At 68.7% G+C, this 26376-nt stretch carries 20 protein-coding genes; 12 read left to right on the top strand and 8 right to left on the bottom strand.

The genetic code is table 11. The features are described 5' to 3' along the window. Window positions 1-11 precede the first annotated feature (11 nt). On the top strand, window positions 12-632 hold the full coding sequence (locus K7711_RS20935) for a class I SAM-dependent methyltransferase (RefSeq protein ID WP_222971105.1): 621 nt from the start codon (window positions 12-14) through the stop codon (window positions 630-632). Between the two features lie 252 nt (window positions 633-884). On the opposite strand, the gene K7711_RS20930 is transcribed toward K7711_RS20935, so the two are convergent. After that, on the bottom strand, window positions 885-2072 hold the full coding sequence (locus tag K7711_RS20930; RefSeq protein WP_222971104.1) for a citrate synthase: 1188 nt from the start codon (window positions 2070-2072) through the stop codon (window positions 885-887). Window positions 2073-2126: 54 nt separating this feature from the next. On the opposite strand from K7711_RS20930, the gene K7711_RS20925 reads away from it, so the two are divergent. Continuing rightward, window positions 2127-3218 carry a DUF2332 domain-containing protein gene (locus K7711_RS20925; RefSeq protein WP_222971103.1) on the top strand — a complete coding sequence of 364 codons (1092 nt, stop codon included), beginning with the start codon at window positions 2127-2129 and terminating at the stop codon, window positions 3216-3218. 9 nt (window positions 3219-3227) lie between these two features. On the opposite strand, the gene K7711_RS20920 is transcribed toward K7711_RS20925, so the two are convergent. Continuing rightward, complete coding sequence (locus K7711_RS20920; RefSeq protein WP_222971314.1) at window positions 3228-3773, bottom strand: NUDIX domain-containing protein; 546 nt, start codon at window positions 3771-3773, stop codon at window positions 3228-3230. A gap of 117 nt (window positions 3774-3890) precedes the next feature. After that, window positions 3891-4181, bottom strand: a complete 291-nt coding sequence (locus tag K7711_RS20915; RefSeq protein WP_051193943.1) for an ANTAR domain-containing protein — start codon at window positions 4179-4181, stop codon at window positions 3891-3893. Window positions 4182-4707: 526 nt separating this feature from the next. On the opposite strand from K7711_RS20915, the gene K7711_RS20910 reads away from it, so the two are divergent. Beyond that, entirely contained in the window at window positions 4708-5391 is a 684-nt protein-coding gene (locus K7711_RS20910; protein WP_308014856.1) for a class I SAM-dependent methyltransferase, read from the top strand. Between the two features lie 30 nt (window positions 5392-5421). Next, window positions 5422-6996 carry a phytoene desaturase family protein gene (locus tag K7711_RS20905; protein WP_222971102.1) on the top strand — a complete coding sequence of 525 codons (1575 nt, stop codon included), beginning with the start codon at window positions 5422-5424 and terminating at the stop codon, window positions 6994-6996. Here K7711_RS20905 and K7711_RS20900 read toward each other — a convergent pair. From K7711_RS20900 to K7711_RS20890, 3 genes are all read right to left on the bottom strand, one after another. Continuing rightward, entirely contained in the window at window positions 6961-7737 is a 777-nt protein-coding gene (locus K7711_RS20900) for a class I SAM-dependent methyltransferase (RefSeq protein ID WP_308014855.1), read from the bottom strand. The genes K7711_RS20905 and K7711_RS20900 overlap by 36 nt on opposite strands. 57 nt (window positions 7738-7794) lie before the next feature. Beyond that, window positions 7795-8319: a hypothetical protein gene (locus K7711_RS20895; protein ID WP_222971100.1), complete on the bottom strand. Its 525-nt coding sequence runs from the start codon at window positions 8317-8319 to the stop codon at window positions 7795-7797. A gap of 185 nt (window positions 8320-8504) precedes the next feature. Continuing rightward, window positions 8505-9131, bottom strand: coding sequence for a DUF459 domain-containing protein (locus K7711_RS20890; RefSeq protein WP_222971099.1), 627 nt, complete (start codon window positions 9129-9131; stop codon window positions 8505-8507). Window positions 9132-9253: 122 nt separating this feature from the next. Here K7711_RS20890 and K7711_RS20885 point away from each other — a divergent pair, with 122 nt between their 5' ends. From K7711_RS20885 to K7711_RS20870, 4 genes are all read left to right on the top strand, one after another. After that, window positions 9254-10030, top strand: coding sequence for a 2OG-Fe(II) oxygenase (locus K7711_RS20885; protein ID WP_222971098.1), 777 nt, complete (start codon window positions 9254-9256; stop codon window positions 10028-10030). Beyond that, window positions 10017-10811 (top strand): SDR family NAD(P)-dependent oxidoreductase, encoded by a 795-nt coding sequence (locus K7711_RS20880; RefSeq protein WP_235747511.1) that lies wholly within the window; start codon window positions 10017-10019, stop codon window positions 10809-10811. The genes K7711_RS20885 and K7711_RS20880 overlap by 14 nt, the downstream gene beginning before the upstream one ends. Before the next feature lie 104 nt (window positions 10812-10915). After that, the gene (locus K7711_RS20875) at window positions 10916-13288 is read left to right on the top strand and encodes a lysylphosphatidylglycerol synthase transmembrane domain-containing protein (RefSeq protein WP_222971097.1); all 2373 of its coding nucleotides are present in this window, start codon (window positions 10916-10918) and stop codon (window positions 13286-13288) included. Between the two features lie 257 nt (window positions 13289-13545). Next, on the top strand, window positions 13546-14436 hold the full coding sequence (locus K7711_RS20870; RefSeq protein WP_222971096.1) for an EamA family transporter: 891 nt from the start codon (window positions 13546-13548) through the stop codon (window positions 14434-14436). Window positions 14437-14438: 2 nt separating this feature from the next. Here K7711_RS20870 and fadD5 read toward each other — a convergent pair whose 3' ends face one another. Then, the gene (gene fadD5 / locus K7711_RS20865; protein ID WP_222971095.1) at window positions 14439-16010 is read right to left on the bottom strand and encodes a fatty-acid--CoA ligase FadD5; all 1572 of its coding nucleotides are present in this window, start codon (window positions 16008-16010) and stop codon (window positions 14439-14441) included. Window positions 16011-16413: 403 nt separating this feature from the next. Between fadD5 and K7711_RS20860 the strand changes: the two genes are divergently transcribed. Continuing rightward, the gene (locus K7711_RS20860; protein WP_222971094.1) at window positions 16414-17385 is read left to right on the top strand and encodes an NAD(P)H-dependent flavin oxidoreductase; all 972 of its coding nucleotides are present in this window, start codon (window positions 16414-16416) and stop codon (window positions 17383-17385) included. A gap of 79 nt (window positions 17386-17464) precedes the next feature. Here the strand turns inward: K7711_RS20860 and K7711_RS20855 are convergent, their stop codons facing one another. After that, window positions 17465-18478, bottom strand: coding sequence for an MBL fold metallo-hydrolase (locus K7711_RS20855; protein ID WP_308014854.1), 1014 nt, complete (start codon window positions 18476-18478; stop codon window positions 17465-17467). Between the two features lie 122 nt (window positions 18479-18600). Here K7711_RS20855 and K7711_RS20850 point away from each other — a divergent pair, with 122 nt between their 5' ends. From K7711_RS20850 to K7711_RS20840, 3 genes are read left to right on the top strand one after another with little or no spacing between them, the layout of a single operon-like run. Next, window positions 18601-18870: an acyl carrier protein gene (locus tag K7711_RS20850; protein ID WP_051193949.1), complete on the top strand. Its 270-nt coding sequence runs from the start codon at window positions 18601-18603 to the stop codon at window positions 18868-18870. Beyond that, complete coding sequence (locus K7711_RS20845) at window positions 18867-24659, top strand: type I polyketide synthase (RefSeq protein ID WP_222971092.1); 5793 nt, start codon at window positions 18867-18869, stop codon at window positions 24657-24659. The genes K7711_RS20850 and K7711_RS20845 overlap by 4 nt, the downstream gene beginning before the upstream one ends. Continuing rightward, window positions 24656-26341, top strand: coding sequence for a fatty acyl-AMP ligase (locus K7711_RS20840; RefSeq protein ID WP_222971091.1), 1686 nt, complete (start codon window positions 24656-24658; stop codon window positions 26339-26341). Before K7711_RS20845 ends, K7711_RS20840 begins: the two co-directional genes overlap by 4 nt. Window positions 26342-26376: the final 35 nt, after the last annotated feature.

Below are 26376 nucleotides of genomic sequence, written 5' to 3'. Positions count from 1 at the left end.
AGGCAGGGACGATGGACGCAGACTTCTGGGATGCCAGGTACGGCAGTCGCGAGCGACTCTTCAGCGGCAACCCGAACGGGGTGCTGGTCACCGAGATCACGGATCTGCCGCCGGGTCAGGCGCTGGACGTCGGCTGCGGCGAGGGTGGTGACGCGCTCTGGCTGGCCCGGCGCGGCTGGCGGGTCACCGCGGTCGACATCTCGCGCGTCGCGCTCGAGCGCGCCGCCGCCTCGGCAACCGATGTCGCCGAACGCATCTCGTGGTCGGTGGCCGATCTGACCCGAACGCCACCTCCGGCCCAGGCATTCGACCTGGTCACCGTGCAGTACTTCCCACTCCCCCGCGAACACGACCACACCGCGCTGCGCGGCCTGCTCACCGCCGTCGCCCCCGGCGGCACCCTGCTCGTCGTCGGCCACGATCTCGCCGACCTGCCCCCGAACCCCGACGGCGATATGAACCCGCACGACTTCTACCAGCCCGCCGAGATCGCCACCCTGCTCGACGAGGACTGGATCGTCCTGATCGACGAAACCCGCCCCCGCACAGCTCCCGCCCCCGCGGGCACCCACCACACCAGCGACACGGTCGTACGCGCCCAGCGCAAGCCGGATTCTGTTGTGCCGCAATGAATCCAGTGCGCTGACACCGCATCCACCCCGGCCCTGCGCCACCAGCCGGAGCCTGATGCACCCCGCCATACTTCCAGCATGCGAGTGATACGGCAGTGACAGCGGTCCGGGTGCCGGATGCGATGGCGCCAGAGGCGTACCGGAATCATCCCGGGCCCAACACAATCCGGTAGCGAGGCCCCGGCATCGCATACCGGGACGAAGCCGATGTCACCTGCACGCCAACACTGAACATTCTGTGCGACAACCGATTCAGCTGATCGGCGGCGTGATGGCCCGAGGCCGGATGAGTACGCCCGAGGCGTATTCCTCCAGCGCGTGGGCCAGCCAGCCCGCGGTGCGGGCGACGGCGAAGAGGGTTTCGCCCGCGCCGGGAATCATGCCGAAGACGATGCCGAGCACGGCGAGCGGGAAATCGCAGTTGAATTCGGGGAGGCGGCGGGTGCGCATTTCGGTGCGCACCGACTCGGCAAGCACGATCGCCGGATGCCCGGAGGCCATGGGACGCAACAGGTTCCACAGGTGGGTGCCGCGGGCGTCGCCGTTCTTGTAGACGGCGTGGCCGAAGCCGGGGATGCGCTCGCCGCGGCGCAGCCGGTCGCCGATGACGCGCGGGACCAGGGCCGGTTCGGTGATCTCGGCGAGCATGCGTTCCACCGCCGGGGAACTGCCGCCGTGCATCGGGCCGCCGAGTACGCCCAGGCCGCAGCCCACCACGGCATAGGGGTCCGCGCGGACCGAGGCCGCCACGCGAGCAGCGAAGGTCGAGGCGGCGAGTTCGTGATCGGCGAGCAGGATCAGCGCGGTGTCGACCAGGCGCAATTCCGGTTCCCCGGACGGTGGCCGCGGACTCAGCCGGGACCACAGCAACGCCGAGATCGATTCCGCGACCGGAACACTCAGTGCGGGCAGAGCCTCGACCATACCCGCGATCAGGGTGCGGCCGATGGCGGCGACAGCCGCCGGATTCCGCTGGAAACGCATCGGATCGCTGATCGCGAGCGCGGTGACCGCCACCTGCAGGCGATCCAGCGCAAGCAGCCCGGCGGGCAGTCCGGCCTGGACCGCGCGAGCCGCCGCGACCGCATCGGCCGGGCAACGCCAGGGGCCGGTCAAGATGAGTTCACCGCGCCACAGCCATTCGGCGACCTCCTCGAAGCGATGGCCGGCGGCCAGTTCGAGGGCATCGCGGCCACGGTAGTACGGCCGATCCCGGCCGAGTGTGGTGATCCGCGATTCGATGGCGATCTCGGTCGGCGCGGGTTTGCGGCGCGGCCGTCCGCGCCGGGCCAACTCCTCCACCTCGGCCGGATCGAACATGCTGCGCCGACGGCCCGGATCGTAACGCCGGTGCAGCACACCCCGGCTGACGTAGGCGTACAGCGTCGCGGGCTTCACCCCGAGCCGGTCCGCCGCCGATCGGGCATCGATCCACTGCATACCTTGACGATAATCAATGTTGATTCGTCTCGACCCCTGGTTCACAGTGGATCCGTGACGCTCATATCCCAGTTCGAGTACCAGACGAAGGTCTGCGCGAAACTCGAGTCGCCGCTGTACGCCGCGCTCGCGACCGGGATCGCGCAGGACATCGGCGAGGGCGGGCCGTGCGCGAAGGCACTGTCCGGATTCGCGGACTCACCACGCGATTCGGTTGTGCCGCTGCGTTTTCTGGCCGCGGTACACGCATTGGTGCTGTCCGGGGCCGCGCCCGATCTGGCCCGGTACTATCCCAGCGCAACGCCGCAGGCCGCCCCGCCGGACGCCGATACCTGGCCCGCCTTCCGCGCCGTCGTCGCCGAGCAGATCGACTGGATCGCAACCTGGTTGGACACTCCGCCGCGCGCACCGCAGACCAACGAGGTCGGGCGGGTGGTGCCGCTGCTGGCCGGACTGCTGGCCGCGGTCGACGCGATGCCGCTTCCGGTGCGTCTGCTGGAACTGGGCAGCAGCGCCGGACTCAATCTGCGTGCCGACCATTTCCGCTGGCGCACCGGCGATCTCGACTGGGGTCCGTCGGATTCGCCGGTCGACCTCGCCGACGCCTGGCAGGGACCGGTACCCGGCTGGCTGACCGCCGCCGCGCGGCGTCATCCGACGCTGGAGGTCGTCGAACGACGTGGCTGCGATCCCGCCCCGCTCGATCCACTCACTGCCCGTGGCTCTTTGACGCTGCGTTCCTATCTCTGGCCGGACCAGTCCGGACGTGCCGAGCGTCTCGCGGGCGCGCTACGGGTGGCCGAGCAGGTCCCCGCCGACGTGATCACCTCGGGCGCACAGGAATTCCTCGCCGGAGTGAACCTGGTACCCGGCACGCTGACCGTGGTCTGGCATTCGGTCATGCGCCAATACGTCGATCCGGACGAGTGGCGCGCGGTCACCGGCGAACTGGACCGCCTCGCCGCGGCCGTCACCCCGGACGCCGGATTCGCCCACATCGCCTTCGAGGGTCAGAACAATTCCGACGACCGGCACGGCTTCCGACTCACCGCGCGCATCGGCAACGCCCCCGAAATCATCCTCGCCCGAGCCAAACCCCACGGCGTCCCCGCCTACCTGCACCCGGCGGACTTCCCGATGGGGTGAGTTCGCGGATCACTGCACGCGTTCACCGATCCGCTCCTGCAACAGCAGTAACGAGTACGCCGCGAGGGTTTGAGAGTCTGTGATCGCGCCGGTGCGGATCATCTGCTCGAAGGTTTCGCGCGGGAACCAGGACATTCGCATGTCCTGTTCTTCGGGTTCGCGTTCGGGCTCGCCGTGGGTGAGGTCGGTGGCGAGATAGACGCGGCCGCGTTGGTTCACGGTGCCGGGGGCGGTGTCGAGGAGGCCGAGGTAGGTCAGGTTCGCAGCGCGCAGGCCGGTTTCCTCACGCAGTTCACGATGGGCCAGTTCGATCGGGTCGGCTGCGGCGCGGTCGGGCAGGGTGCCCGCCGGGAATTCCCAACAGCGTTGTCCGAGTGGATATCTGAACTGTTCCACCAGCAATAGGCGATCCCGCTCCTGCGGCACGATCATGGCGAAATCGGGGCGGCTGACCACGCCGTAGATGCCGGTGGACCCGTCGGCGCGACGGATGTCGTCCTCCCGGACCTCGAGCCACGGATTGGTGTAGACGGTGCGCGATCCGAGCGTCTCCATGCGGAAAGTCTGCCCGAAGATCGCGCCCGCCGCCGCCCGGTGCAGGAGCAGCGGCAGTGGAACCACGCCCGGCGGCCCGGTGTCGCCCAGCAGCGAGCCGGGCAGTGCCCGATTACCTCAGGCGGGGGTAGGCACGTCGAGGTTCGGGCGGGCCAGCAGATGACCCCAGGCGGTGCGGGCCACGGCGGCGGAAACGTCGGGGGTGTCGACCGGCGGTTCCGCCCCGGCTAGTTCGACCAGGGCGCGGGCCAAGCCCAGGGCGGGCACGCGGTGCCGGCGGGCGGTGTCGAGGATCTCGGCGAACGCCTCCGCGGGGCTGTAGCGGCGCAGTGCCACGAGTACGCCCTCGGCGGTGTCGAGCATGCGGGCGTCGTTGCGGTGGAAGGTTTCGATGGCGGGTTGCGTCATGATGCTCAGGTCTCCTGCGGCGTCGTTGCCGGTCGATGGTGTGATTGGACGAGGGGTCGCGGCGATCTAGATTGTCGGGCCGGACACCGATACGGACTGTCGACGAATGTCATATTTCGTCCCTCACCTCCTCACTGCCGAACTACGATCGCCGGAGACGCAGGTCGTCACCGGTTGTCTGAGCACAGGGATGTACCACCGCGAAATACGAAGGGGCCACCCGCTCGACAGGGTTTCGGCGTGCACGAAAGATGTTCCGGGTATGGACGGCCGCCCGGGGGCCCACACGTGCCGCGGGTGACCCGGTCGACCTCGGTGCCTACGCGGACGACCGAGATCAGTAGCCTGTATTCATGCAGGCGCCTCACCCTACGAGGTGCTGACCTTGCCATACTGAGCCCGCCCGCGCCGGAAGTCAAGCAAGATCATTTCCCCGGTGCGAGGACTCGAGACTCGTTGCGGATCAGCCGGTTTCGGCCGGAATCGATCGGGCGAGGGTGTCGGTGCCGATCGTTAGGCTGCGGCCGTGAACGAATCGAACCTCGTCGAACCCGCCGACGTCCCCACCACCAGGAATGCCTACGACGAGGTGGCGGAGCTGTACGCCGGCATGTTCGCCGACGCCCTGGCCGCGCAGCCGTTCGATCGCGCGATGCTGGGCGCCTTCGCGGATCTGGTGCGGGCCGCCGGGTCCGGCCCGGTGATCGATGTCGGCTGCGGTCCCGGACGGATCACGACCCATCTGGACACGCTGGGTCTGGACGTATCCGGCATCGACCTGTCCCCGGAGATGATCCGGCTGGCCCGCGCCGACCGTCCGGATCTGCGTTACGAGATCGGCACGATGGAGCGGCTCCCGCTGGGCGACGCCGCGGTCGGCGGCCTGGTGAGCTGGTACAGCATCATCCACCTGCCGCCGGAACGGGTGCCCGGCGTCCTGACCGAATTCGCGCGAGTGCTGCGGCCTGGCGGGCAGCTGCTGATGGCGTTCCAGGCCGCGGCCGACGAGTCGGTCGAGGTCCAGGCGCACGATCACCGGGTGACCACCTCCTACCGCTGGTCGCTGCGCGGCATGGCCGAACTGCTGCGTCCCCGCGGCTTCACGGTCGTCGCCCGGATGCACCGCGAGCCCGATCCGGACGAGCGCACCCGGCACTGGTATCTGATCGCGACCCGGTCGGCCGAGGCCGACTCGCCCGAGCAGGGGTGATCGCGGCCGGATTCGTGATATCCAGGGCAGATGCGAACCTCGTACGACGTGGTGGTCGTCGGCGGCGGCCACAACGGGCTGGTGGCCGCGGCGTATCTGGCGCGGGCCGGACGTTCGGTGCTGCTGCTCGAACGCGGCCCGCACACCGGCGGCGCGGCGGTATCCGAGCGGGTCTTCCCGGACTTCGATGCGCGGCTGTCCCGCTATTCGTATCTGGTGAGCCTGCTGCCCCGGCGGATCGTCGAGGATCTGGGGTTGCGGTTCGCCACTCGCCGACGGCGGATCTCCTCGTACACCCCGGTCGGGCAGGCCGGTCTGCTGGTGGATACCGGTGATTCGGAACGCACGCGGGAGAGTTTCGTCCGGCTCACCGGGTCCGATGCCGATTTCCGGGCGTGGCAGCAGTTCTACGAGACGACCGGCCGAGTGGCGCAGCGGGTCTTCCCGACACTCACCGAGCCGTTGCCGACCCGCAGCGAATTACAGTGCGCCATCGATGATTCCGCGGCCTGGGAAGCGATCTTCGAACGGCCGCTCGGCGAGACGATCGAAGCGAGGTTCACCGACGATACGGTGCGCGGGGTCGTGCTGACCGACGCGTTGATCGGCACCTTCACCCACGCGCACGATCCGGAGCTGCGACAGAACCGCTGCTTCCTCTATCACGTGATCGGCGGCGGCACCGGGGATTGGGACGTTCCGATCGGCGGGATGGGCGCGCTGACCGACGCACTCGCCACGGCCGCGCGGGCGGCGGGTGCGGAGATCGTGGTGGACAGCGCGGTGCACGCGATCGAAACCGACGGCAGCACAGCGGAAGTCCGATTCTCCGATGGCACGGTCGGCGCACGGCACGTGCTGGTGAATGCCGCGCCGCACGAAATGTCCCGCCTGCTGGGCGATTCCGCGCCGACGAAGCCGGAGGGCGCGCAGCTCAAGGTGAACATGCTGCTGAACCGCCTGCCCCGACTGCGCGAGAACATCGATCCGGGGGCGGCTTTCGCCGGGACATTCCATATCGCCGAGGCGTATTCGCAACTGGACAGCGCCTACCGCGCCGCCGAGTCCGGGAATCCGCCACCCCGGCCGCCGTCGGAGATCTACTGCCACACCCTCACCGACCCGTCGATTCTGGGCCCCGAACTGGCCGCGCGCGGCATGCACACCTTGACGCTGTTCGGGTTGCACACTCCGGCAAGACTTTTCGCCGAGGATCATGATCGCGTCAAACAGCAAGTCCTCGACGCGACGCTGGCACAACTGGATTCGGTACTGGCCGAACCGATTCGGGACTGCCTGGCCACCGACGCCGCGGGCCGGTTCTGCCTGGAGGCCCGTAGTCCGCTGGATCTGGAGCGTGAGATCGGCCTGCCCGGCGGGCACATCTTCCACGGCGACCTGAGTTTCCCGTATCGCACCGACGACGATCCGGACCCCGCGGCCCGCTGGGGCGTGCGGACCGCGCATCGCAACGTGTTCCGATGTGGCGCGGGCACGGTCCGCGGCGGCGGGGTGAGCGGTATCGGCGGCCACAACGCCGCCATGGCCGTCCTCGAAACCCGTTCGGGCTCAGCGCACTCCGGAACGAATCACCAGAGTCCGTAGCGGCAGGTCGAATTCGCCGTCGCCGACCTCCGGGATGCCGCGCAGGTAGGTGTTGATCCGATCGAGCAGTACGGCCCGCTCGTCCGGTGAGATCACCAGCGTGTGCGAATGGGTGCCGATCGTCGCGGTGAGGCTTTCGGCGGTCCGGCGCTGCGCGTGCGGGAAATCGGCCTGCACGAACTCCTCGAACAGCGGATTGTCCACCGTGCCGCCGGAGGTGCGCGTGCGGAAGGACACCTGCGACCGCGAGAGCCGGTCCAGTTCGGCCACCCACGGAACTCCGACGTCGTGCATATTCCAGAATGCGGCGAACACACCACCGGGACGCAACACCCGGGCGATCTCCGGAAATGCGCGTTCCTGATCGAACCAGTGCAGCGCCTGTCCGACCACTACGGCATCCATCGAATCATCCTGCAGTGGAATGGATTCCGCGGTGCCCGCCAGTGCTTTCACGCCCTCGTGGCGGCGGCGGAATTCCGCGCGCATCGCCTCGTCCGGTTCCACGGCGGTGACCCGTGCGCCGACCGCGAGCAGACCTTCGGTGAGTTTGCCGGTTCCGGCGGCCAGATCGAGCACCTCGGGATCCGGCGCGTCGAGCGGCGCCAGCGCCCACCGGATGCCCGCGAGCGGATAGTCCGGTCGATGTTCCTCGTAGGCGACGGCCTCGGGACCGAACGATTTCGCCCGGCGGGCCCGAAGGTCGGTGTCGTCCGCCGCCCATTCGCTCGCACTGGTCACGCTGCTCCCTCCACCTCGCTCGTCGCGCCGCATCCCCCGGTGTCCCGGCTCGCCATGTTAGTGCTCGCCGGTGTGCTCATCGCGCGGGACGGGGGAATGTTCGAAGATGGACATCCGCACCCGCCACATCCGCGGCGGCTCACCCTGGCCGCTGCGCGCCCAGGCCGCCGCCATGGACAGCCGGATCAACCGCCGGGCGGCATAGAACAGCAGCGCGGCCAGCGGCAATTCGCCCACTCCGGCGGTCAGCAGGGAGATCGGCAGGTCGGGGGTGTTCCAGTCCAGGACGATGTCGAACCACGCGTCGCAGCACAGCAGGGTCGCGGTGATGATCGCCCACGGAATCAGGATCGGCCGCCGCAGCCAGGCCCACAGTGCGGTCATCCCGATGGCGGCGACCAGGAAGCAATCGAAGCCGACCCACGCGATATCCCAGTGCGCGACCTCCCGATGCTCGGGCAGGCTGGTCGCCAGGTAGACCACCCACGCCAGCAGGAAGACGAAACTGGCGGTGATCACAGCCAGGAACAACCGCCGCAGATGCACCGCCGCGGGGTGGTTGGGAGTCAATGTGAGCGACATGATCTACCTCCCGGCTGGACGAGCGGACCCTGCTGCCGATCGGACTGCGAGCTGATTATCCAGGTCAACCCTGATATCAGCCGGAATAATTCCGGTGCGCCGCCGAAGCGGCCGACAACGCCGACGGCGTGCCGAGGCCGGCGGGTGATCAGCGACGATCGCCCGAATCGCGGGGGCCGGTGACCTCAGCGCACGACGGGCAGGGCCGAACCAGGTTCGGCCAGCCACAGCAGCCAGTACGGGACCATCAGGGCGGCGAACTCCTCATAACCCTCCGCGCCCGGATGATAGCCGTCCGCGTCGCGTACCGCGCGCATCCAGGTGTGGTTGTGCAGCAGCGGCTGATGCACCCGGACATACGGAACATCCTGCGCGGCACAGACTTCGGAGTAGAGCGAGTCCAATTCGCCGATGCGCCGGTTGTGTTCGTCGTCCGCGTTGGGCGGCGGGGCGACGACCAGCGAGGTCCAGCCGCGCTCGGCCGCGCGGCGCAGGATCGCGGTCAGATTCGCCGCGGAATCCGGCGCGGGCACCCGCACCCGACCGTCCTCGAGCAATGTGTCGTTGACGCCGAAGGAGAACACCACGCGCGCATCGGTTTCCGGGCTCAGGCGCTGGTCGCACTCGGCCTCCCAGCGAGCCGCGATATCCGTCGAGGTCTGCCCGCGCACCCCCAGGTTGTAATACGTGAGCGGCTGTCCGGCGCTGTCCGCGCGCACCGCGAGCCGACCCGCCCAGCCCAGATACCGACCATCTCCCATTCCGGCAACCAGTGAATCGCCGACGAAACAGATACGGACATCTCGAATCACCGAGTGATCGTTGCACGAGCGGCGGCTCGACTTGCGGCAAAAGGCCGGAATCGGCGAGGGTCCCCCTGTGTCGGCGGCCGGTACCCCATAGGATCGGCTGGTTGGTCCGGGAGGGAGCACGAATGGAAACCGAAACGCCGCTGCCGGGATGGTTCACCGGCCTGCTGGCGCATCGTCGCTGGGTCCGCCGCACCCGTCCCTTCTCGCACGTCTACGTGCGAGAAGTGTTCACGTCCGCGTCCTACACCCGGCTGGCCGCCGAATACGAACGGGTACGCACCGATCGGCCCGAACTGTTCGCCAAGGTGGCACAGAACTACGGCGCGAGCGGGGTGAGTCTGGCCGAACTGCGGGACGGGCCGCTGGAGATATTCCTCTCCCGCGCCTGGCACGATCTGATCGCCGGGGTGGTCGGCGTGTCCGATGTCACGGGCGACGTCGAGGGCTCGGTCCACCATCATCCGCCGGGCAGCCAGCGCGGCTGGCCGCACAGCGACCTGGCGCCCGCGTGGTTCCATGGTCAGCCGCCCGGCCAGCACGGCGTGGGCCTGCCGGATCCGGGCATCGATCTCAAGTACGGCACGCGCACCCCCGGGGTCGACGCGCGCGAGTTGGTCCGCGCGGTCGCGGTGCTGTTCTATCTCGGCAATCCCGACTGGCGCTCGGGCAACGGCGGGGAGACCGGGCTGTACTCCGCGATCGGCTCGCCCAACCCGCAGCCGACGGTTTACGTTCCGCCGCTGAACAATTCGATGATCGTCTTCGAATGCACGCCACGGTCGTGGCATGCCTTCGCCGGTGGCAACACCGCCGCCCGCAACAGTGTGGTGATGTGGCTGCACCAGCCACGTGAACAGGCGGTGCGCCGCTGGGGAGGTGCCGGAATTGCCGAATGGTGATCAGCGCCGGGTCGCCTTGGTGACCGGAGCGGGCGGACTGCTGGGCAGTGTGTTCTGCGGGGCGTACTACCAGAACTACGACATCGTCGCGGTCTGCCGCGACCGGGTGCCCGCGGTGCCCTCGCAGGAGGAGTGGTTCATCGATCCGCTCGCGCCGCGAGAAGAACTGCCCGAGAACGCATCCCGGGTGTACGTGATCCGCGCCGACCTGGCCCGCGAGGGTGAGGTGGAGCGGGTGGTGGATCTGGCACTGGCCAAGTTCGGCGGGGTGGATCTGCTGGTGAACAATGCCGCGCGCATCGAACTGCAGCCCAACGGCATGGTCGACGGGGATACCGCCCTGGACGAGTTCGAACCGCAGTTCGCGATGAATGTCGGTGTGCCGCTGCGACTGTCGACCCGCCTCGCGCAACGCTGCTGGCTGGGCGCGGATCTTCGGAACCGGGAACGCAACCGCAATATCGTCAACGTGTCGAGCCTGTCCGGATCGGAGGTGTATCCCGGCGGGCAGGCCATCTACTCCGCGACCAAGGCCGCACTGGATCACCTGACCCGGCATCAGGCCAGTGAATTCGCCGAATTCGGCGTGCGGGTGAACGGTATCGCCCCCGACTCCTTCCCGCACCGGGTGCCGACCCAGAAGGTCGCCGCCGCCATCACCGAACTCGACGCGGGCTCGATGACCGGCCTGGTCTTCGGTGTGCTCGCACCGCCGGAACCGGAGAGTCCCGAGACCGCCGAACCCGAAACCGCGGCAGAGCAGCCTGCACCACAGGGGTGACGGCGTGTTGCCCCTGACCCGTTCCGGGGCGTCCTGCATACTCACAGCTAGTCGACCGAGAGGACCGACGCAGCTCTCCCTCGATCCGAAAGTGCCGAAACGACATGCGAGTCGACGGGCGGGAGATACCGGTCTCCGGTAGCCTCCTGCAACCACACAACCGGCGCACCAGCGACATCCTGCGGGTGATCGCGTCCGCTGCGCTGGTGGCGCTGGTCATCGCCGGATCGCTGATCACCCGGCCGCGCTGGGAAGCGCTGGAACGCTCGGTCTCCGACATCCTGGGCATCCTCACCCCGGAACAGTCCAATCTGGTGTACCTGCTGTACGGCATCGCCATCTTCGCCCTGCCGTTCGCGATCTTGGTGCGGCTGTTGTTCCGCTGGCAGTGGAAGCTGCTCGGCGGTTATCTGACCGCCGGGCTGATCGCCGTGCTCGCGTTGTCGATCACCGATACCGGAATCTCCGCACCGCGCTGGCACCTGGCCGAACCTCAGCAACTCAATACCTTCCTGTCGCAGTTCCTGGACGATCCGCGCTGGATCGCGATGCTGGCCGCGGTGCTGACGGTGGCCAGTCCGTGGCTGCCCGCGTCCTGGCGGCGCTGGTGGTGGGCCGCGCTGCTGGCATTCGTACCGCTGCATCTGTTCGTCAGCCTGACGGTGCCCTCGCGCGCGATGTTCGGTCTGGCGGTGGGCTGGTTCGTCGGCGCGGTGATCACGCTCGTGGTCGGCACGCCCGCCCTGGAGGTGCCGCTGGACGGTGCGGTGCGGGTGCTGGCCCGGCGCGGATACACGGTCACCGCGATCCGGGTGGTGCGCCCGGCCGGGCCGGGCCCGCTGCTGCTCTCGGCCGATACCGGCCCGAATCACCGGCTCACCATCGAGATGTACGGGCAGAACCAGCGCAGCCGCGGCATGTTGCGGCAGCTGCGACGTTTCGTGGCCTTCCGCAGCAGTGAGCGCACGCCCGTGTTCGCGTCCATGCGCCGCAGCGTGGAACATCGCGCCCTGCTGGGTATCGCGATCGGGGATCTGGGGCTGGCCAGCAACAAACCGCTCACCGTCGCGGCCCTCGAACGCGGCTGGACCTTGTACGCGCACACCGTTCCGCGCGGTGAGATCCTGTCCATCGCCGCGGGCGAGGAGGTGCACACCCAGGTGTGGCAGGCGCTGCAGAACATGCATCGCGCCCAGATCTCGCACGGTGACCTGCGGGCCGAGGAGATCCGCATCGCCGACGGGCGGGTGCTGTTCGGCGGGTTCTCCGCCGCGGAGTTCGGCGCGTACGACACCCGCTTCCAGTCCGATGTGGCACAGCTGCTGCTGACCACCGGATCGCTGTTCGGCGCGGAATCGGCCGTGCGCACCGCGATCGAGGTGCTGGGCAAGCAGGCGGTGATCGATGCCTCGCGGCGGCTGACCAAGTCGGCGCTGCCCCGGCTGATCCGGAATTCGGTGCACGACGCGGGCGCGGTGATGAAGGAGGTCCGCGAGCAGGTCCTGCACCAGACCGACGAGGATCGGATCGAAGCCGCGCACATCACCCGGTTCTCCCGGAATCAGTTCATCCAGCTGATCCTGCTGATCGGCCTGGTGTACGTGGCCTATCCGTACATCAGCCAGGTGCCGACCTTCTTCACCGAACTGCGCACGGCCAACTGGTGGTGGGCGCTGCTGGGCCTGACGGTCTCGGCGTTCACCTATGTCGGCGCGGCGATGGCGCTGTGGGGGTGTGCGGGCGAATCGGTGAATCCGCGCAATCTGCTGCTCATGCAGGTGGCGAACACCTTCGCCGCCACCACGACGCCGGCGGGCGTGGGCGGTCTGGCGCTGAGTGTGCGATTCCTGCAGCGCAGCGGGATGGGCGCGGTGAAGGCGACCGCCGCGGTGGCGCTGCAGCAGGCGGTCCAGGTGATCACGCACGTGGTGCTATTGATCGTTTTCAGTGTGGCGGCGGGGGTTTCGGCGAATCTGTCGCATTTCGTGCCGAGTGCGACGGTGCTGTACTTCGCCGCGGGCGCGTTGTTCGGCGCGCTGGGGGTGACCATGTTCGTGCCGAAGGTGCGGCGCTGGCTGCGCACCGAGGTGCGTCCGCAGCTGGCCGAGGTGGTCAGCGAATTGCGCACGCTCGCACGCGAACCCAAACGTCTGGCGATGATCGTGCTGGGCTGTGCGTCGATCACCCTCGGCGCGGCGGGTGCGCTGTGGGCCGCGATCGAGGCGTTCGGCGGGCACACCACGTTCGTGACCGTCACGGTGGTGACCATGATCGGCGGCACGCTGGCCTCGGCCGCCCCGACCCCGGGTGGTGTCGGCGCGGTGGAGGCCGCGCTGATCGGTGGCCTGGCCGCGTTCGGCGTGTCCGCGGGGATCGGGGTGCCCGCGGTTCTGCTCTATCGCGTGCTGACCTGCTGGTTGCCGGTGTTCTGCGGCTGGCCGATCATGCGCTGGCTCAACGACAACAACATGATCTGAGCGCGGATGCCGGACCGGCGTGATCGGACTCACCCTGGCGTGACGGCGGTGTGCGGCGTTATGGTCTGGACCAGATTGCGCATAGGGTTCCGCGCGCAGACCGCCTGAACGACACCACAATCAGGTCTGTGCGGACCGGACCGAGCTGCGCCACGAGGGCACCGCACACGCGAGGCTCCGGCATCTGAAGGGATAAAAGCCTGGAGGACTCTATCGGCCTGCCCGGATTCCGGGCATGACAGAGAGTCCTTCGTGCGATGAATATTCTTGCCGCGGCAGCGATCTCGGATCGATCCTCCTCCGGTGTGCCGGTAACGGTGCTGATCGCCACGCTGGTGGCCGCCGCTCTGCACGCGAGTTGGAATGCGATCGCGCACTGGATCCCGGACAAGACCGTCTCGATCACGATCGTGAATCTCGGCGGCATGGTGTGCGCCGTGGCGCTCATGTTCGTCGCGGCGATTCCCGCCGCACCCAGCTGGGGCTGGCTCGCGGCGTCGGTGGTGCTGCACGTGGCCTACAACTATCTGCTGATGACCTCGTATCGCCTCGGCGATCTGAGCCAGACCTATCCGCTGGCGCGCGGCACCTCACCGCTGGTGGTCACCCTGCTGGCGGCGGCGCTGCTGGGCGAATCGCCCAGCGTGGGCCAGCTCGCCGGAGTGCTGCTGATCTCGGCGGGACTGGCGTGGCTGGTGTTGTGGGGACAGCGGACGAATCCGAGCCGCCCGGCCGCGCTGGGCGCAGCCGTCGCCACCGGTCTGATGATCGCCGCGTACACCACGGTCGACGGCATCGGAGTTCGCCTGGCGCACAGCACACTCGGCTATATCGCGTGGCTGATGCTGTTGGAGCAGATCGTCATTCCCGCGGGCGCGTTCGCCACGCACGGCCGCACGCTGTGGCGCCGGATCCGCCCCGTCTGGCTGATCGGGGTGGCGGGCGGCGCCATGAGCGTGGCAGCGTACGGACTGGTGCTGTGGGCCCAGACCCGCGGGGCCCTGGCCGAGGTGGCGGCCCTGCGGGAATCGAGCATCATCGCCGGAGCGTTGATCGGCACCCTGCTGTTCAAGGAAAGTTTCGGCACGGCACGGATTTTCGCCACCTGCGCCGTCGCCGCGGGGATCGCGGCGATGTACCTGCTGTGAGGCTAGGCCGAATAGTTCTTGCGCAGATCGACTTTCACGACCTTGCCGCTGGCGTTGCGCGGCAGCTCCGGGACGATCACCAGATCCTTGGGGTGCTTGTAGCGGGCCAGGTTCTCGTTCAGGAACGGGGTGAGCTCCTCGAGGGTGAGGGTGTCGTCCGGATTCAGCAGGGCCACAACGGCTACCGGCACCTCACCCCACTTCTCGTGCGCCCGCCCGACGACGGCGGCCTCGTGGATCTTCGGATGCGCGAACAGGACGTTCTCCACCTCGGCACAGTAGATGTTCTCGCCGCCGGAGATGATCATGTCCTTCTTGCGGTCCACCACGTAGACGAAGCCCTCCTCGTCCTGGCGGACCAGATCACCCGAGTGGAACCAGCCGCCCGCGAACGCCTCCGCGGTGGCCTCGGGCCTGTTCCAGTAGCCCTGCATGAGAGTCGGTCCGCGATAGACGATCTCGCCGATCTCACCGGGAGCCACATCGTTCATCTCGTCGTCGACGACGCGGGCCTGAATGGTCGGGATGGGGGTGCCGACCGAACCCAGCTTGCGGATCGCGTCGTCACCCTCGAGCACACAGGTGATCGGCGACATCTCGGTCTGTCCGAACACCGCGACGTTGCGCGCGTTCGGGAAGCAGTCGTCCATCGCACGCAGCACGGTGTCCGAGGCGGGCGCGGCGCCCCAGCACAGCATGCGCAGCGCCAGCTTTCGGGTTTTGACCGTCGGCTCCTCGCAGATCATCTGCCACTGCACGGGAACGCAGAACGCCGCGGTGGCCTGCTCCCGCTCGACCGCGTCCAGCCATTCGGTGGCGTTGAACGCGCCGAGCGGGTGCAGCACGGTCGTGCCGCCGAGCATGAAATACGGTGTGAGACTGCCGAGTCCGGCGATGTGGAACAGCGGTGAGGTGCAGAAGCCGATCGACCCGGCATCCAGTTCCATTGCGCGGATACAGGTCAGGGCCTGGGCGTTCATGTTCGCGTAGGACAGCACCGCGCCCTTGGGGCTGCCGGTGGTGCCCGAGGTGTACATGATCAGCGCCGGGGTGTCCTCCGGAATATCCAGCGGCACATGGGGTTCCCCGTCCTCGCTGAGCAGCTCCTCGTATCCGAGCACACCTTCGCCGGTCTGCCCGCCGATGACGACGCAGGTCTGCAGGGCGGGAGCCTGGCCCATCACACCGGTCGCCAGCGGAGCCAGCATCGTATCGGTGACGATCGCCTTGGCACCGGAATCGGCCACGATGTAGGCGACTTCGGGCGGGGTCAGCCGGAAGTTCACCGGCACCGCGATCGCGCCGAGCGCGTTGATGCCGAAGACGGCCTCGATGTATTCGGTGTAGTTCAGCGCGAGCAGCAGCACGCGATCGCCGAACCCGACCCCTCGGCGGGACAGCGCGTCGGCGAATCGCAGGGACCGTTCGTGGAACTGCTTCCACGTGGTGTCGTGCCCGGAGAACCGGAACGCGACCTGATCGGGGCGCATCACCGCATGAGTGGCGACCTGATTGTTCCAGTGGTTGCGCCGCGATCGGATCGGCTCGGCGAGCGACTGGGCACCGGTGGTCATGCACGAACTCCCTTCGGAACCGCCGCACGCTCGCGCACCGGCTGCCCCGATGGCGTCCACGGCTGAACGAGAATGAGAATACCAGCTAACTTTTTGTCGTGACAAGGATTACAAAGAGTAGTCTAAATACCCAAGGCGACCCAAGAACGCACCAGCTCAGATCATTAATTTACATCGATCACAAATTGTCTGATCATCGAGTCAATGCCGAGCGTCTCAGTTAACCGGGCAAACACACGCTTACATCAGGGTTGTCCCCGGTGGCTCGGCCATGCCACTATCGACGACATTCGGGCCGGGAGCCGCACACGGCGCGAGCACCAGATCCGACGGCGGCGATGCCCGGAGTTCCGGCAGCATCTCCACCGAACGCCGCCGATCACACTCGAGCAGGAGGACATCGATGTTGCGCACCAGGTTCACCGAGAGATTCGGCGTCGAACATCCGATCGTGCAGGGCGGCATGATGTGGGTCGGCCGGGCCGAACTCGTCGCGGCGGTGGCGAACGCCGGCGGCCTCGGCTTCATCACCGCACTCACCCAGCCCACCCCGGACGATCTGCGCCGCGAGATCGCGCGCACCCGCGAACTCACCGACAAGCCGTTCGGCGTGAACGTCACGATCCTGCCCTCGATCAACCCGCCGCCGTACGAGGAGTACGTCCGGGCGATCATCGACTCCGGCGTGAAGATCGTGGAGACCGCGGGCAGCAACCCCGAACCGTTCCTGCCCTACTACAAGGACGCCGGAATCAAGGTGCTGCACAAGTGCACCAGCGTCCGGCACGCGCTCAAGGCCGAGCGGATCGGCGTCGACGGCGTCTCCATCGACGGTTTCGAATGCGCCGGACACCCGGGTGAGGACGATGTGCCCGGCCTGGTCCTGATTCCGGCCGCCGCCAAGGCCCTGTCGATCCCGATCATCGCCTCCGGCGGTATCGCCGACGCTCGCGGCCTGGTCGCGGCGCTGGCGCTGGGCGCGGACGGGGTCAACATGGGCACCCGCTTCATGTGCACCCAGGAGTCGCCGGTGCACGACACGGTCAAGGAGCAGATCGTCGCGCACACCGAGCGCAACACCCAGCTCATCTTCCGCACCATGAACAACACCGCCCGCGTCGCGGACAACGAGATCAGCCGCAAGGTCGTGGAGATCGAGAAGGCGGGCGGCGTCTTCGAGGACGTGCGCGATCTGGTCGCCGGTGCGCGCGGACGACGCGTCTTCGAGGACGGCGATCTCGATGCGGGCATCTGGTCGGCCGGACAGGTCCAGGGCCTCATCGACGACATCCCCACCTGCGAGGAGCTGATCTCCCGCATGGTGACCGAGGCGCAGGGCCTGATCAACGACCGGCTGGCGTCGTTCGTGCGCTGAGCCCGCCCGCGGGTGCGGCCGGGCGAGGGGTAGGTCCCCGGTCGGCCGCACCCGTGTCCGGGGCGAATGTGCCGCCGGCTCAGGCTCGTTCGGCGACCGCGTTGAAGTCGTGGCTCGCGATGATCTCGATACCCCGCGGCAGCGCGTGCAGACGCTGCACGGTCTCGAAGGCACGGTCGCGATCGGCATCGGCGAGCTGTCCGGGCATCGGCGCCTTCTCGCGGATCAGCTTGATCTGCAAGGTGTTCCACACCGCATCACCGGCCAGCAGCACATGCGTGCCGTCGTTCACGGCCAGCAGCACCCCGATACTGCCGGGGGTGTGCCCGGCCAGATCCAGCAGGACCACCGAGCCGTCGCCGAACAGATCGTGACTGGCCGGGAAGGTCAACACCGGCGGCCCCTCGAGGTGCAGCGGCTGCACAGCACGATCGCGCAGCGGTACGCGCACCACGCCGTACGGTGCGGTATCCCCCGTCATCGCCCACTCGTATTCCACTGCGGGAACACGCAATTCGACCGAATCGGGAAGTTCCAGCAAACCGGACACGTGATCCCAGTGCAGATGGGTCGCGATGGTGAAATCGATATCCGAACCGGACAGATCCTGCCCCGCCAGCGCGTCCTCGAGCCCGAGCACCGGTTTACCCGGGGCGACGAACAACCCCATCGGAAAAGGCAATCCGGGCAGCACCCGCTTGTGCACGCCCGCGCACATCGCCGGATCGATCACGAAGCGGGCGCGGGGATGTTCGACCAGGAACGCACCCATCCCCATGGGCAGCGTTCCCAGGCTGCGTACGCCCTCGGCGACCAGCGCGGTCGGCGCCGACGTGCGCGCCTGCAACAGCGCGGTCAAGCGAACCATGTTGCGGGGGTTCGGAACTCGGGCGCACTCGAGTCCGGCCAGGAACTCCGGATCGGGACGCCGCGGATGCAGCAGACGACGTGGCGTGGCCGCGAGGGCGGCGCAGCAATGCGCGAGGGTGCCCAACGCGCCGGGTCTGCCGTCGGAGAAATCGGTCACATCACCACCTTTGCCGAACGTGCCCCGGTTGGCGAAAACCGGCTCGGAGCTCGTGTGCTGGTTCACAGCGACACCGTAGCGATCCGGATGCGAACAGCAAAGCCCTTCTCCGCGCGCCGAGTTCTCGGCATAATCGGCGGAGGTACCTGACGGCCGGCGGCCACCGCCGAATGCGGGGAGGAGAAGCCGTGCGGCAGCGTTCTTCGGTCGAAGGCCGGTCCACCGGACACCGGTCGGATCTGACCTCAGCGGCGGTGACGGCCATCGCGGAACTGCTCGGCGTCCCCGCGGACACCGTCTCCGTCGGTACCCCGTTCAACGATCTAGGTCTGTCGTCGGTGCAGCTGGCGCGTCTCACGGCCGTGCTGGAGGACGCACTGGGCGTGGAGGTCTCGCTCACCGACCTGTTCGATCATTCCGATATCGACCGGCTCGTCGAACATCTAGCGACCCGATGACAGCCGGCTCCGGCGGCACCCCACTGCCCGCCCCCGGTCCGGGGCAGCGGGATTCGACGACCACGACGGAATCCGACGCCGCCTCCGTCCCCCCGGTCGCGATCATCGGCATCGGCTGCCGCGTGCCCGGCGCGCACGGCGTCGGCGAATTCTGGCGACTGCTGCGCGAGGGCCGGGACGGGACCACCGCGCCGCCGCGCGATCGCGCGGGGACCCGGCGCGGCGGCTATCTGCGCGGGCTCGACGCCTTCGACAACGACTGGTTCGCCATCTCCGAACGTGAAGCGGCCGTGCTGGATCCGCAACAGCGGCTCGCGCTGGAGGTCGCGGTCGAGGCGCTCGACGACGCGGGTGTCGGGTATCGGGTGCGCGGGTCGCACACCGCGGTGCTGTTCGGAGCGTGCGGGTACGACCACGGCACGGTGCTGCTCGGGCAGGGCGGGTACGACGCGCCGTACGCGGTCACCGGATCCGCACTGAGCATCATCGCCAACCGGCTGTCCTACGCCCTGGATCTGCACGGACCGAGTCTGGTGCTGGACAGCGCGTGTTCCTCCTCGCTGGCCGCGGTGGACATGGCGATGCGGCTGCTCGCCGACCGCACCGTCGACCTGGCGATCGTCGGCGGGGTGAATCTGCCACTGCTGCAACACACTTCGGACTACCTGGACCAGGCCGGATTCCTCGCCCCGGACGGGCGGTGCAAACCCTTCGACGCCGCCGCGGACGGCTACACCCGCAGCGAGGGATGCACGGTGCTGATCCTGCAGCGCACCGCCGACGCCCGCCGCGAAGGTAATCGGGTGTATGCCGAGATCGTCGGCGCCGCAGTCGGTTCCGATGGCCGGTCGAACGGCCTGTACGCGCCCAACGGACGCGCCCAGCAGCAGGTGATCCGGCAGGCGTGGGCGCGCGCCGGGGCAGATCCCGAAACGGTCGGATACGTCGAATGTCACGGCACCGGAACACCGTTGGGTGATGCGGTGGAGGTCGGCGCACTGGCCGCGGTGCTGTCCGACGGCGAACGGACCCGGCGAGTCTGGATCGGGTCGGTGAAATCGAATCTCGGTCATCTCGAGGCCGCCGCCGGGGTCACCGGAATCGTCAAGGCGGCGTTGAGCATCGCGCATGCCACGATCGCCCCGAACGTGCACTTCCACACCGAGAATCCGCTGCTGAAGCTGGCCGCCCGGGGTCTGGCCGTGCCGACCGAGCCGATCGGGTGGGCGGCGGAATCGGCCGCGGGCCGGTACGCCGGAGTCAGCTCGTTCGGATTCGGCGGAACCAATGCGCATGTCGTGCTGCGCGGGATGGATCCCGTTGCACCGCAACGAGAGGCCGATCCGCCCACACTGTTTCCGGTCACCGGGCGAGATGCCGAGGATCTCCGGCAGCAGGCGCTGCGCTGGGCCGAAGCGCTGGGGCGCGGCACCGGATCACTCGGCGAATTCGCAGCTGCCGCAGCACGATCGATACCCGAGCAGATGCGCGGTGCGGTGCTCGCCCGTGATCGCGCGGAGGCCGTAGCCCGATTGCTGGAGCTGGCCGAAGCCGCCGAACCGTCCGGGCCTGCGAGCCCGGAGGTGACATCCGATGCGATCGCGGCAGCCTCGCCGAGGACCCCGGCGACCGTCGATGCGTCGGACCGGAATGCCGAGGCGCACAGACCGACCGGTGACGATGCGGTGGATCCGACTGCGCACCCGGCAGGGGTGCACAGCCCGTCCGGGCGACGGCGGCGCGGGCGAATCCTGTTGGTGTTCTCCGGACAGGGTGGACAGCATCAGCGGATGGGGCGCGGTCTGGCGGCCAGGTATCCGGTGTTCGCCCGAGCACTGGCCGAGGCCACCGATGCGGTGACCGCCGCCGGAGGGCCTCGGGTGTGGACGCCCCGGCACGGCTTCGCACACAGCCTCGACACGACCGATCTGGTGCAGCCCGCGCTGTTCGTATTCCAGATCGCACTGACGGAACTGCTGGCGCACTGGGGGATTCGGCCCGACGCGGTGATCGGACACAGTCTGGGCGAGATCGCGGCGGCCGTGGTCAGCGGCGCGCTGTCACTCGGCGACGGCGCCCGGATCGTGGTGGCGCGCAGTGCGATTCTGGCGCAGCTGGACGGACACGGGGCGATGGCGATGCTCGAGGCCACTCCCGAGGAGGCCGCGCGACTGGTGGACCCCGTCCGCGCGCACGTCTCGGTGGCCGCGATCAACGGTCCGCGGTCGGTGGTGGTGTCCGGCACGCCGCGCTATGTGGAGACGCTGATCCGGCGGGCCACCCGCCGCAGCGTCTACGCGCGGCGGATCGCGGTGGACTTCGCCGCGCACAGCCCGCAGGTCCACGAGCCCGCGGCCGAACTGCTCGCCCGGCTCGACGGGATCACACCGCGCCCACCGCGAATTCGGTTGTATTCCACGACCCGGCCCGGTGAGTTGATCACCTCCGCCGCTCTGGACGCGAAGTACTGGGCCGAGAACGCCGAGCGCACAGTCGAACTCGCGGCCGCGATGGAATCGGCCGCGGCCGACGGCTGCACCACCGCGATCGAGATCTCCCCGCATCCGATTCTGGCCCCGGCCATCCGGGAGTTTCCGGACTTCCGCGAGGCGACGCATCCGATGGCCGACCGGGACGACGAAGCCACCGCTTTCCTCGACGGCATGGCGCGGCTGTACCTCGAGGGCCGATCCGTGGGCTGGGCCGCACTGGGCGCGTTCCCCGGCCGAATTCTCGAAAGACGCTGGCGCCATACCTCTTTCCCGCTGCTGACCGATATGGCACCCGCGCCCGCCGCCGAGGAGCTCGGCGACCATGTCGTGCGGGGTGTGCCGATGGTCCCGGCGACGTACTGGTTGCGCGGACTACTGCGAATCGCCGGAGAACGGACCACCCGGCTCACGGAGTTCACCGTCCGGGAGCCCACCGATCTGACCGCCCTGCCCGATGTCACCTTCCGTGCCGGAACCGATCTGCTCGAGGTGTCCGGCCCGGTCCCGCTGGCCACGGCGCGGATCGCCGCCGAGCCGACGCCCGCGGAGATCGTCGGCTGGATGCGCGCGATCGATGCACACCGCATCGCCCAACCCGGTATGCGCGCGGTCGGCACGCGCGAGTTCTACGCGATGCTGCGTGCCCGGGGACTCGACTACGGCCCCCGCTTCCGGCCCCTGCGGGGCATCGTCGCCGAATCCGCGAGCGCCATAGGGCTTCTCGGCCATATCCCGCTCGATGCCGCGGCTCTCGACGGCTGCCTGCAACTCATCGCCGCCGCGGCGGGTCCACACCTGCCCGCCAACGTTCTGCCGCTGCCCGCCCGCATCGATTCCGCTTGGCTCACCGCGTCTTCCGAGGTCCTGCTCGCCCAGGCGCATGCCTTCCTCCGCAACGCCGACTCCGACGGCCTGCATTGTGATGTGCTGGTCACCGACCAGCACGGCGCTCCCGCCGCCGCCCTTCTCGGCGTCCACATCCACTATGTCCGTCTCCCTGATCCCCCGGACCACTCGTTCATGAGCACCTCTGCGCCATCTCGGGGCCGCGAGGGTGATCGACCGAACGCTTTCGGTGACACGCATTTCACCCCGCCCTGGCAACCCGGTTACCGATGGCCCACCGGCGAAGGCTCGCACGGCCCTGCGGCACAACCGGATACACCGCAGGACAACTCTTTCGGTGACAACACTCTTGCCGATCAACAGGGCGTCGAAGGTGCGGTGTCCGCCCGTACCGGACATTACCTCGGCCATTACGCGAATCCCGTTTCAGGCCAATGGGGTCGGCCGGGGACGCGCGGCAACGATCACCCCATTCTCGATCGATCCGATTGGGACCGTGGCGTGCTCGGCGCACACGGACTCGGGCCGGTGTTGCGGCGCGAGTCGTGGGCTCGCGTCGAAGTGCCGGATGCGGCAGGGGCAGTGCGGAGTTCGCGGGTTCGGCGGGTGATGGTGATCGGCGAGTCTCGGCTGGCGGTCGGGCTGGCTCGGGCGATGGACGCCTGGGTGCCCGCCGAGCGGGTTGCCCGGGATCCGATCGAGGCGAGTCCGATCGTTTCCGCGACGCTCGCCGGTCGCGGGGATCCCACGGCGGTCGTCGCGGTGTGGCCCGCGGTGTCCGCGGCCGGATCAGCGGTGGCGGAGATCGGGCGCGCACTCGAACTGCTGCAACGGATTCAGGAGTGCGATGCGATGGCGTCGCTGACCGTGGTGCTGCGCGATCGCCGGAGCGTGACCCAGCAGGGGATCGCCGGGTTGGTGCGGTCCCTGCAACTGGAGTCGGGCCGGCCGGTCCGGCTGGTGTGGGCGGGGGCCGAGCGAGCCGAGCCGGGGCCGTTGACCGGTCTGGCGCTGTCGACCGCGGGACCTGACGAGGTGCGGATCGGGCCCGGCGGCGTGGAGGCCAGGCGATTCGAGCCGGTGTCCTTCCTGGCGCGTCCGGTCGAAATCCAGCCGGTCGGAGCATATGTCGTGACCGGCGGACTCGGCGCGCTCGGCGCGGTGGCCGCGCGATGGCTGCTGGATTCCGGCGCGGGGGATGTGGTGGTGCTGACCCGGCATCCACGTCCGCTTCCGCCGCTGCTCGAGGGTCTCGAGGACCGGATCGTGGTGTTGCGCTGCGATGTCACCGATCCGCGCGATCTGGCCAACGCCCTGCACGACATCCGCGAGTGCGGCGCTCCCATCCGCGGCCTGATCCATTCCGCGGGCGCGCTGCACGATGCCGAGTTCAGCGCCGTGACAACGGATCTGCTGGCATCGATGTTCGAGCCCAAACTCGCCGCGACGGCCGATCTGCTGGATCTGACCGCCGCCGATCCGATAGATTTCGCTCTGCTGTTCTCCTCGGCGACCGGCGCGCTGGGCGCACCCGGCCAGGCCGCCTACGCCGCGGCCAACGCCGCCCTGGACGCGCTCGCGGCGACCCGCGCGAACCGCAGGGTGATCAGTATCGGCTGGGGCAGTTGGGAATCCGGCCTGGCCGCCACGGCGGGAGGCGCGGAACACCTGCGCCGCGCGGGCATCACGCCGTTCACCACCGCCCGCGGCACCGCGGTCCTGGACTCGCTCCGCGGGTACCCCGGCCCCCACGTCCTGGCCATGGACTACACGCCCACCACGGACGACTCCCCGATAGCCCACCGCCTCCGCGCCGTCCTGCCGACAACCCCTCAGGCACAAGAGGATCCCACCTCAACGAACGAATTCAGCTACGGTCCGGCCGATCTGGAGCAGACGACCCCGGACGACCGCGTCGGCAATCGGCGCGCACCCGCCGATCGACCATCACTCTCCGCCGAATCGGGCTACTTCGGCGCGCTCGCAGCACGTATACCGACGAACCCCGTTCCGGAAGCAGACACGAGTGCCGTGGCGGATGAATACCGGTATACCTACGGTCCGACCGGTTGCTCCGGGGAGAGTCCGGGCGCAGATCTGCTGGCCGACAACGGTGTTCCCGCCGGCGGTTCGATCGGTTCGGGAGTTGATCGAGATTCGGTTCCGGCATCCGATCCGGAGCTCGAGCCGACCGCGCATGTGCCGGTGGCACAGGTCATCCGGGCCGCGCTGGCCGCGACGCTGGGGATCGCGGCGGAAAGTATCAGGCCGGAGGTGGATTTCACCGGTCTGGGGTTGTCCTCGTTGCTGGCGATCGAATTGCGCCGGACGCTCGAGGCACGGCTCGGGGTTCGCATCGCGACCGCCGAACTCTTCGAACACCCCACCGTGGCGATGCTCGGTGCGGCGCTGTCCGCGCGGCTGCCCGATGCCCGAGGGGAGACCCGGTGAGCGGATCGGTCGACGCGCTCGCCGCGGCGGTGACGCGATGGGCCGCGGACCGGCCGGACGCACCCGCGTTCACCGCGCTGTCGTACTCCGGTCGAGATCGCCGCTCACATTCGTTGACCTTCGCCGGATTACACAGCGCCGCAGGTGTTCTGGCCGCGAAGATCAGCGCCGCGACGAGTCCGGGGGACCGGGTCGCCATCCTGTGCGATCACGGCCTCGACTACGTGGTGGCATTTCTCGCCTGTCTGTACGCCTCCCGGGTGGCCGTGCCGCTGTTCCCGGTGCGAGGTCACCGCAATGCCGATCGCCTCGCGGCCGTCCTGGACGATGCGCGCCCGACACTGAGCCTGGTCGATCCGGGCAGCGAAACGACCACGGCGGACAGTGGATTCGCGCTGGGTGACCTCCTGCCGGTGTCCATCGAGCCCGCGGACATCGCGGCGCCACCACAACCGGTCACCGAACATCCGGCCTATCTGCAATACACCTCCGGCTCCACGAAAACACCGGCCGGAGTGCAGGTCTCCCACGCCAACCTCGCCGCGGCACTCGAACAACTGCGCACCGGACTGCCCGTGGTGAACGACAAACCCGTCGTCACCTGGCTGCCGTTCTTCCACGATATGGGCCTGGTCTTCGCCATGTCGCTGCCGCTGTACACCGGCGTGCCCGCGATCACCCTGCCACCGGCCGAATTCGCCAAACGCCCGATCCGGTGGCTGCAGGCATGCGGCGACTACCACGCGGGAGCGACGGCAAGTCCGAACTTCGGCCTGGCGCACGCGGTTTCGGCCACGACGCCGCGCGAGCGCGCCGAACTGGACCTGTCCGAGCTGGCACTCGTGCTCAACGGCGCGGAACCCATCCGGGCCGAGGTGCTGACGACGTTCACGAAAACCTTCGCCCCCCACGGTTTCCGGCACTGCGCCCACACCGCCGGATACGGCCTGGCCGAAGCAACCCTGCCGGTCGCCTTCGGCGCACTCGATAAACCGCCCGCGACCACCGAATTCGACCGCGCCGCCCTGGCCGACGGCCGCGCGATCCTCGCCGAGCCGGGCGACGGAATCCGGCTCGTCGGCTGCGGCACCCCCGCCGACCAGCACATTCGGCTGGTCGATCGATCCGGAACGTCGGTAGCGGCGGGTGCGGTCGGCGAGATCTGGGTGCGCGGCCCGAACGTCTGCGCCGGATACCTGGGCAAACCCCGCGAGACGGCCGAGACATTCGGCGCACGATCCCCCGGCGAGGCGGAGAACTGGCTCCGCACCGGCGATCTCGGCTTCCAGCACGACGGTCAGCTCTACATCACCGGACGTCTCGGGGATATGATCGTCGTCGCCGGTCGCAACCACTATCCGGCCGATATCGAAAGCACCGCAACAGATTCCGCGCCCGAGGTGCGCACCGGCCACATCACCGCCTTCGGTGTGGACGACGGTTCCCACGAGGCGCTGATCGTGGTCGCCGAGCTGAACGAGCGCCCCGTCGATATCGCCGAAGTGATCCGCCGCATCCGCGCCGCCGTCGCGGCCGCGCACGATATCGCGCCGACCGAGGTGGTCCTGGTCGAGCGCGGACAGATTCCCAAGACCTCCAGCGGCAAGCTGCGCCGCGGCGAATGCCGGATCCGCTACCGCCGGGACGAGTTGGTCCGCGTCGAGGCCGCGCCGAGGGTGTAAACCTGATCCACACCCATCCACAGATCGTGGCGGAG

The sequence above is a fragment of the Nocardia coffeae genome, assembly GCF_019890715.1.
Lineage (GTDB): Bacteria > Actinomycetota > Actinomycetes > Mycobacteriales > Mycobacteriaceae > Nocardia > Nocardia jiangxiensis.
The sequence above is the reverse complement of the archived record's forward strand: the minus strand, read 5'-3'. Positions and strand labels throughout refer to the sequence as shown.

Coding starts and splice junctions, on each gene's coding strand:
- K7711_RS20935 (WP_222971105.1), top strand. CDS start 12: ATGGACGCAGACTTCTGGGATGCCAGGTACGGCAGTCGCGAGCGACTC.
- K7711_RS20930 (WP_222971104.1), bottom strand. CDS start 2,072: ATGCAGTGGATCGATGCCCGATCGGCGGCGGACCGGCTCGGGGTGAAG.
- K7711_RS20920 (WP_222971314.1), bottom strand. CDS start 3,773: ATGGAGACGCTCGGATCGCGCACCGTCTACACCAATCCGTGGCTCGAG.
- K7711_RS20915 (WP_051193943.1), bottom strand. CDS start 4,181: ATGACGCAACCCGCCATCGAAACCTTCCACCGCAACGACGCCCGCATG.
- K7711_RS20905 (WP_222971102.1), top strand. CDS start 5,422: ATGCGAACCTCGTACGACGTGGTGGTCGTCGGCGGCGGCCACAACGGG.
- K7711_RS20895 (WP_222971100.1), bottom strand. CDS start 8,319: ATGTCGCTCACATTGACTCCCAACCACCCCGCGGCGGTGCATCTGCGG.
- K7711_RS20885 (WP_222971098.1), top strand. CDS start 9,254: ATGGAAACCGAAACGCCGCTGCCGGGATGGTTCACCGGCCTGCTGGCG.
- K7711_RS20875 (WP_222971097.1), top strand. CDS start 10,916: ATGCGAGTCGACGGGCGGGAGATACCGGTCTCCGGTAGCCTCCTGCAA.
- K7711_RS20870 (WP_222971096.1), top strand. CDS start 13,546: ATGAATATTCTTGCCGCGGCAGCGATCTCGGATCGATCCTCCTCCGGT.
- fadD5 (WP_222971095.1), bottom strand. CDS start 16,010: ATGACCACCGGTGCCCAGTCGCTCGCCGAGCCGATCCGATCGCGGCGC.
- K7711_RS20860 (WP_222971094.1), top strand. CDS start 16,414: ATGTTGCGCACCAGGTTCACCGAGAGATTCGGCGTCGAACATCCGATC.
- K7711_RS20845 (WP_222971092.1), top strand. CDS start 18,867: ATGACAGCCGGCTCCGGCGGCACCCCACTGCCCGCCCCCGGTCCGGGG.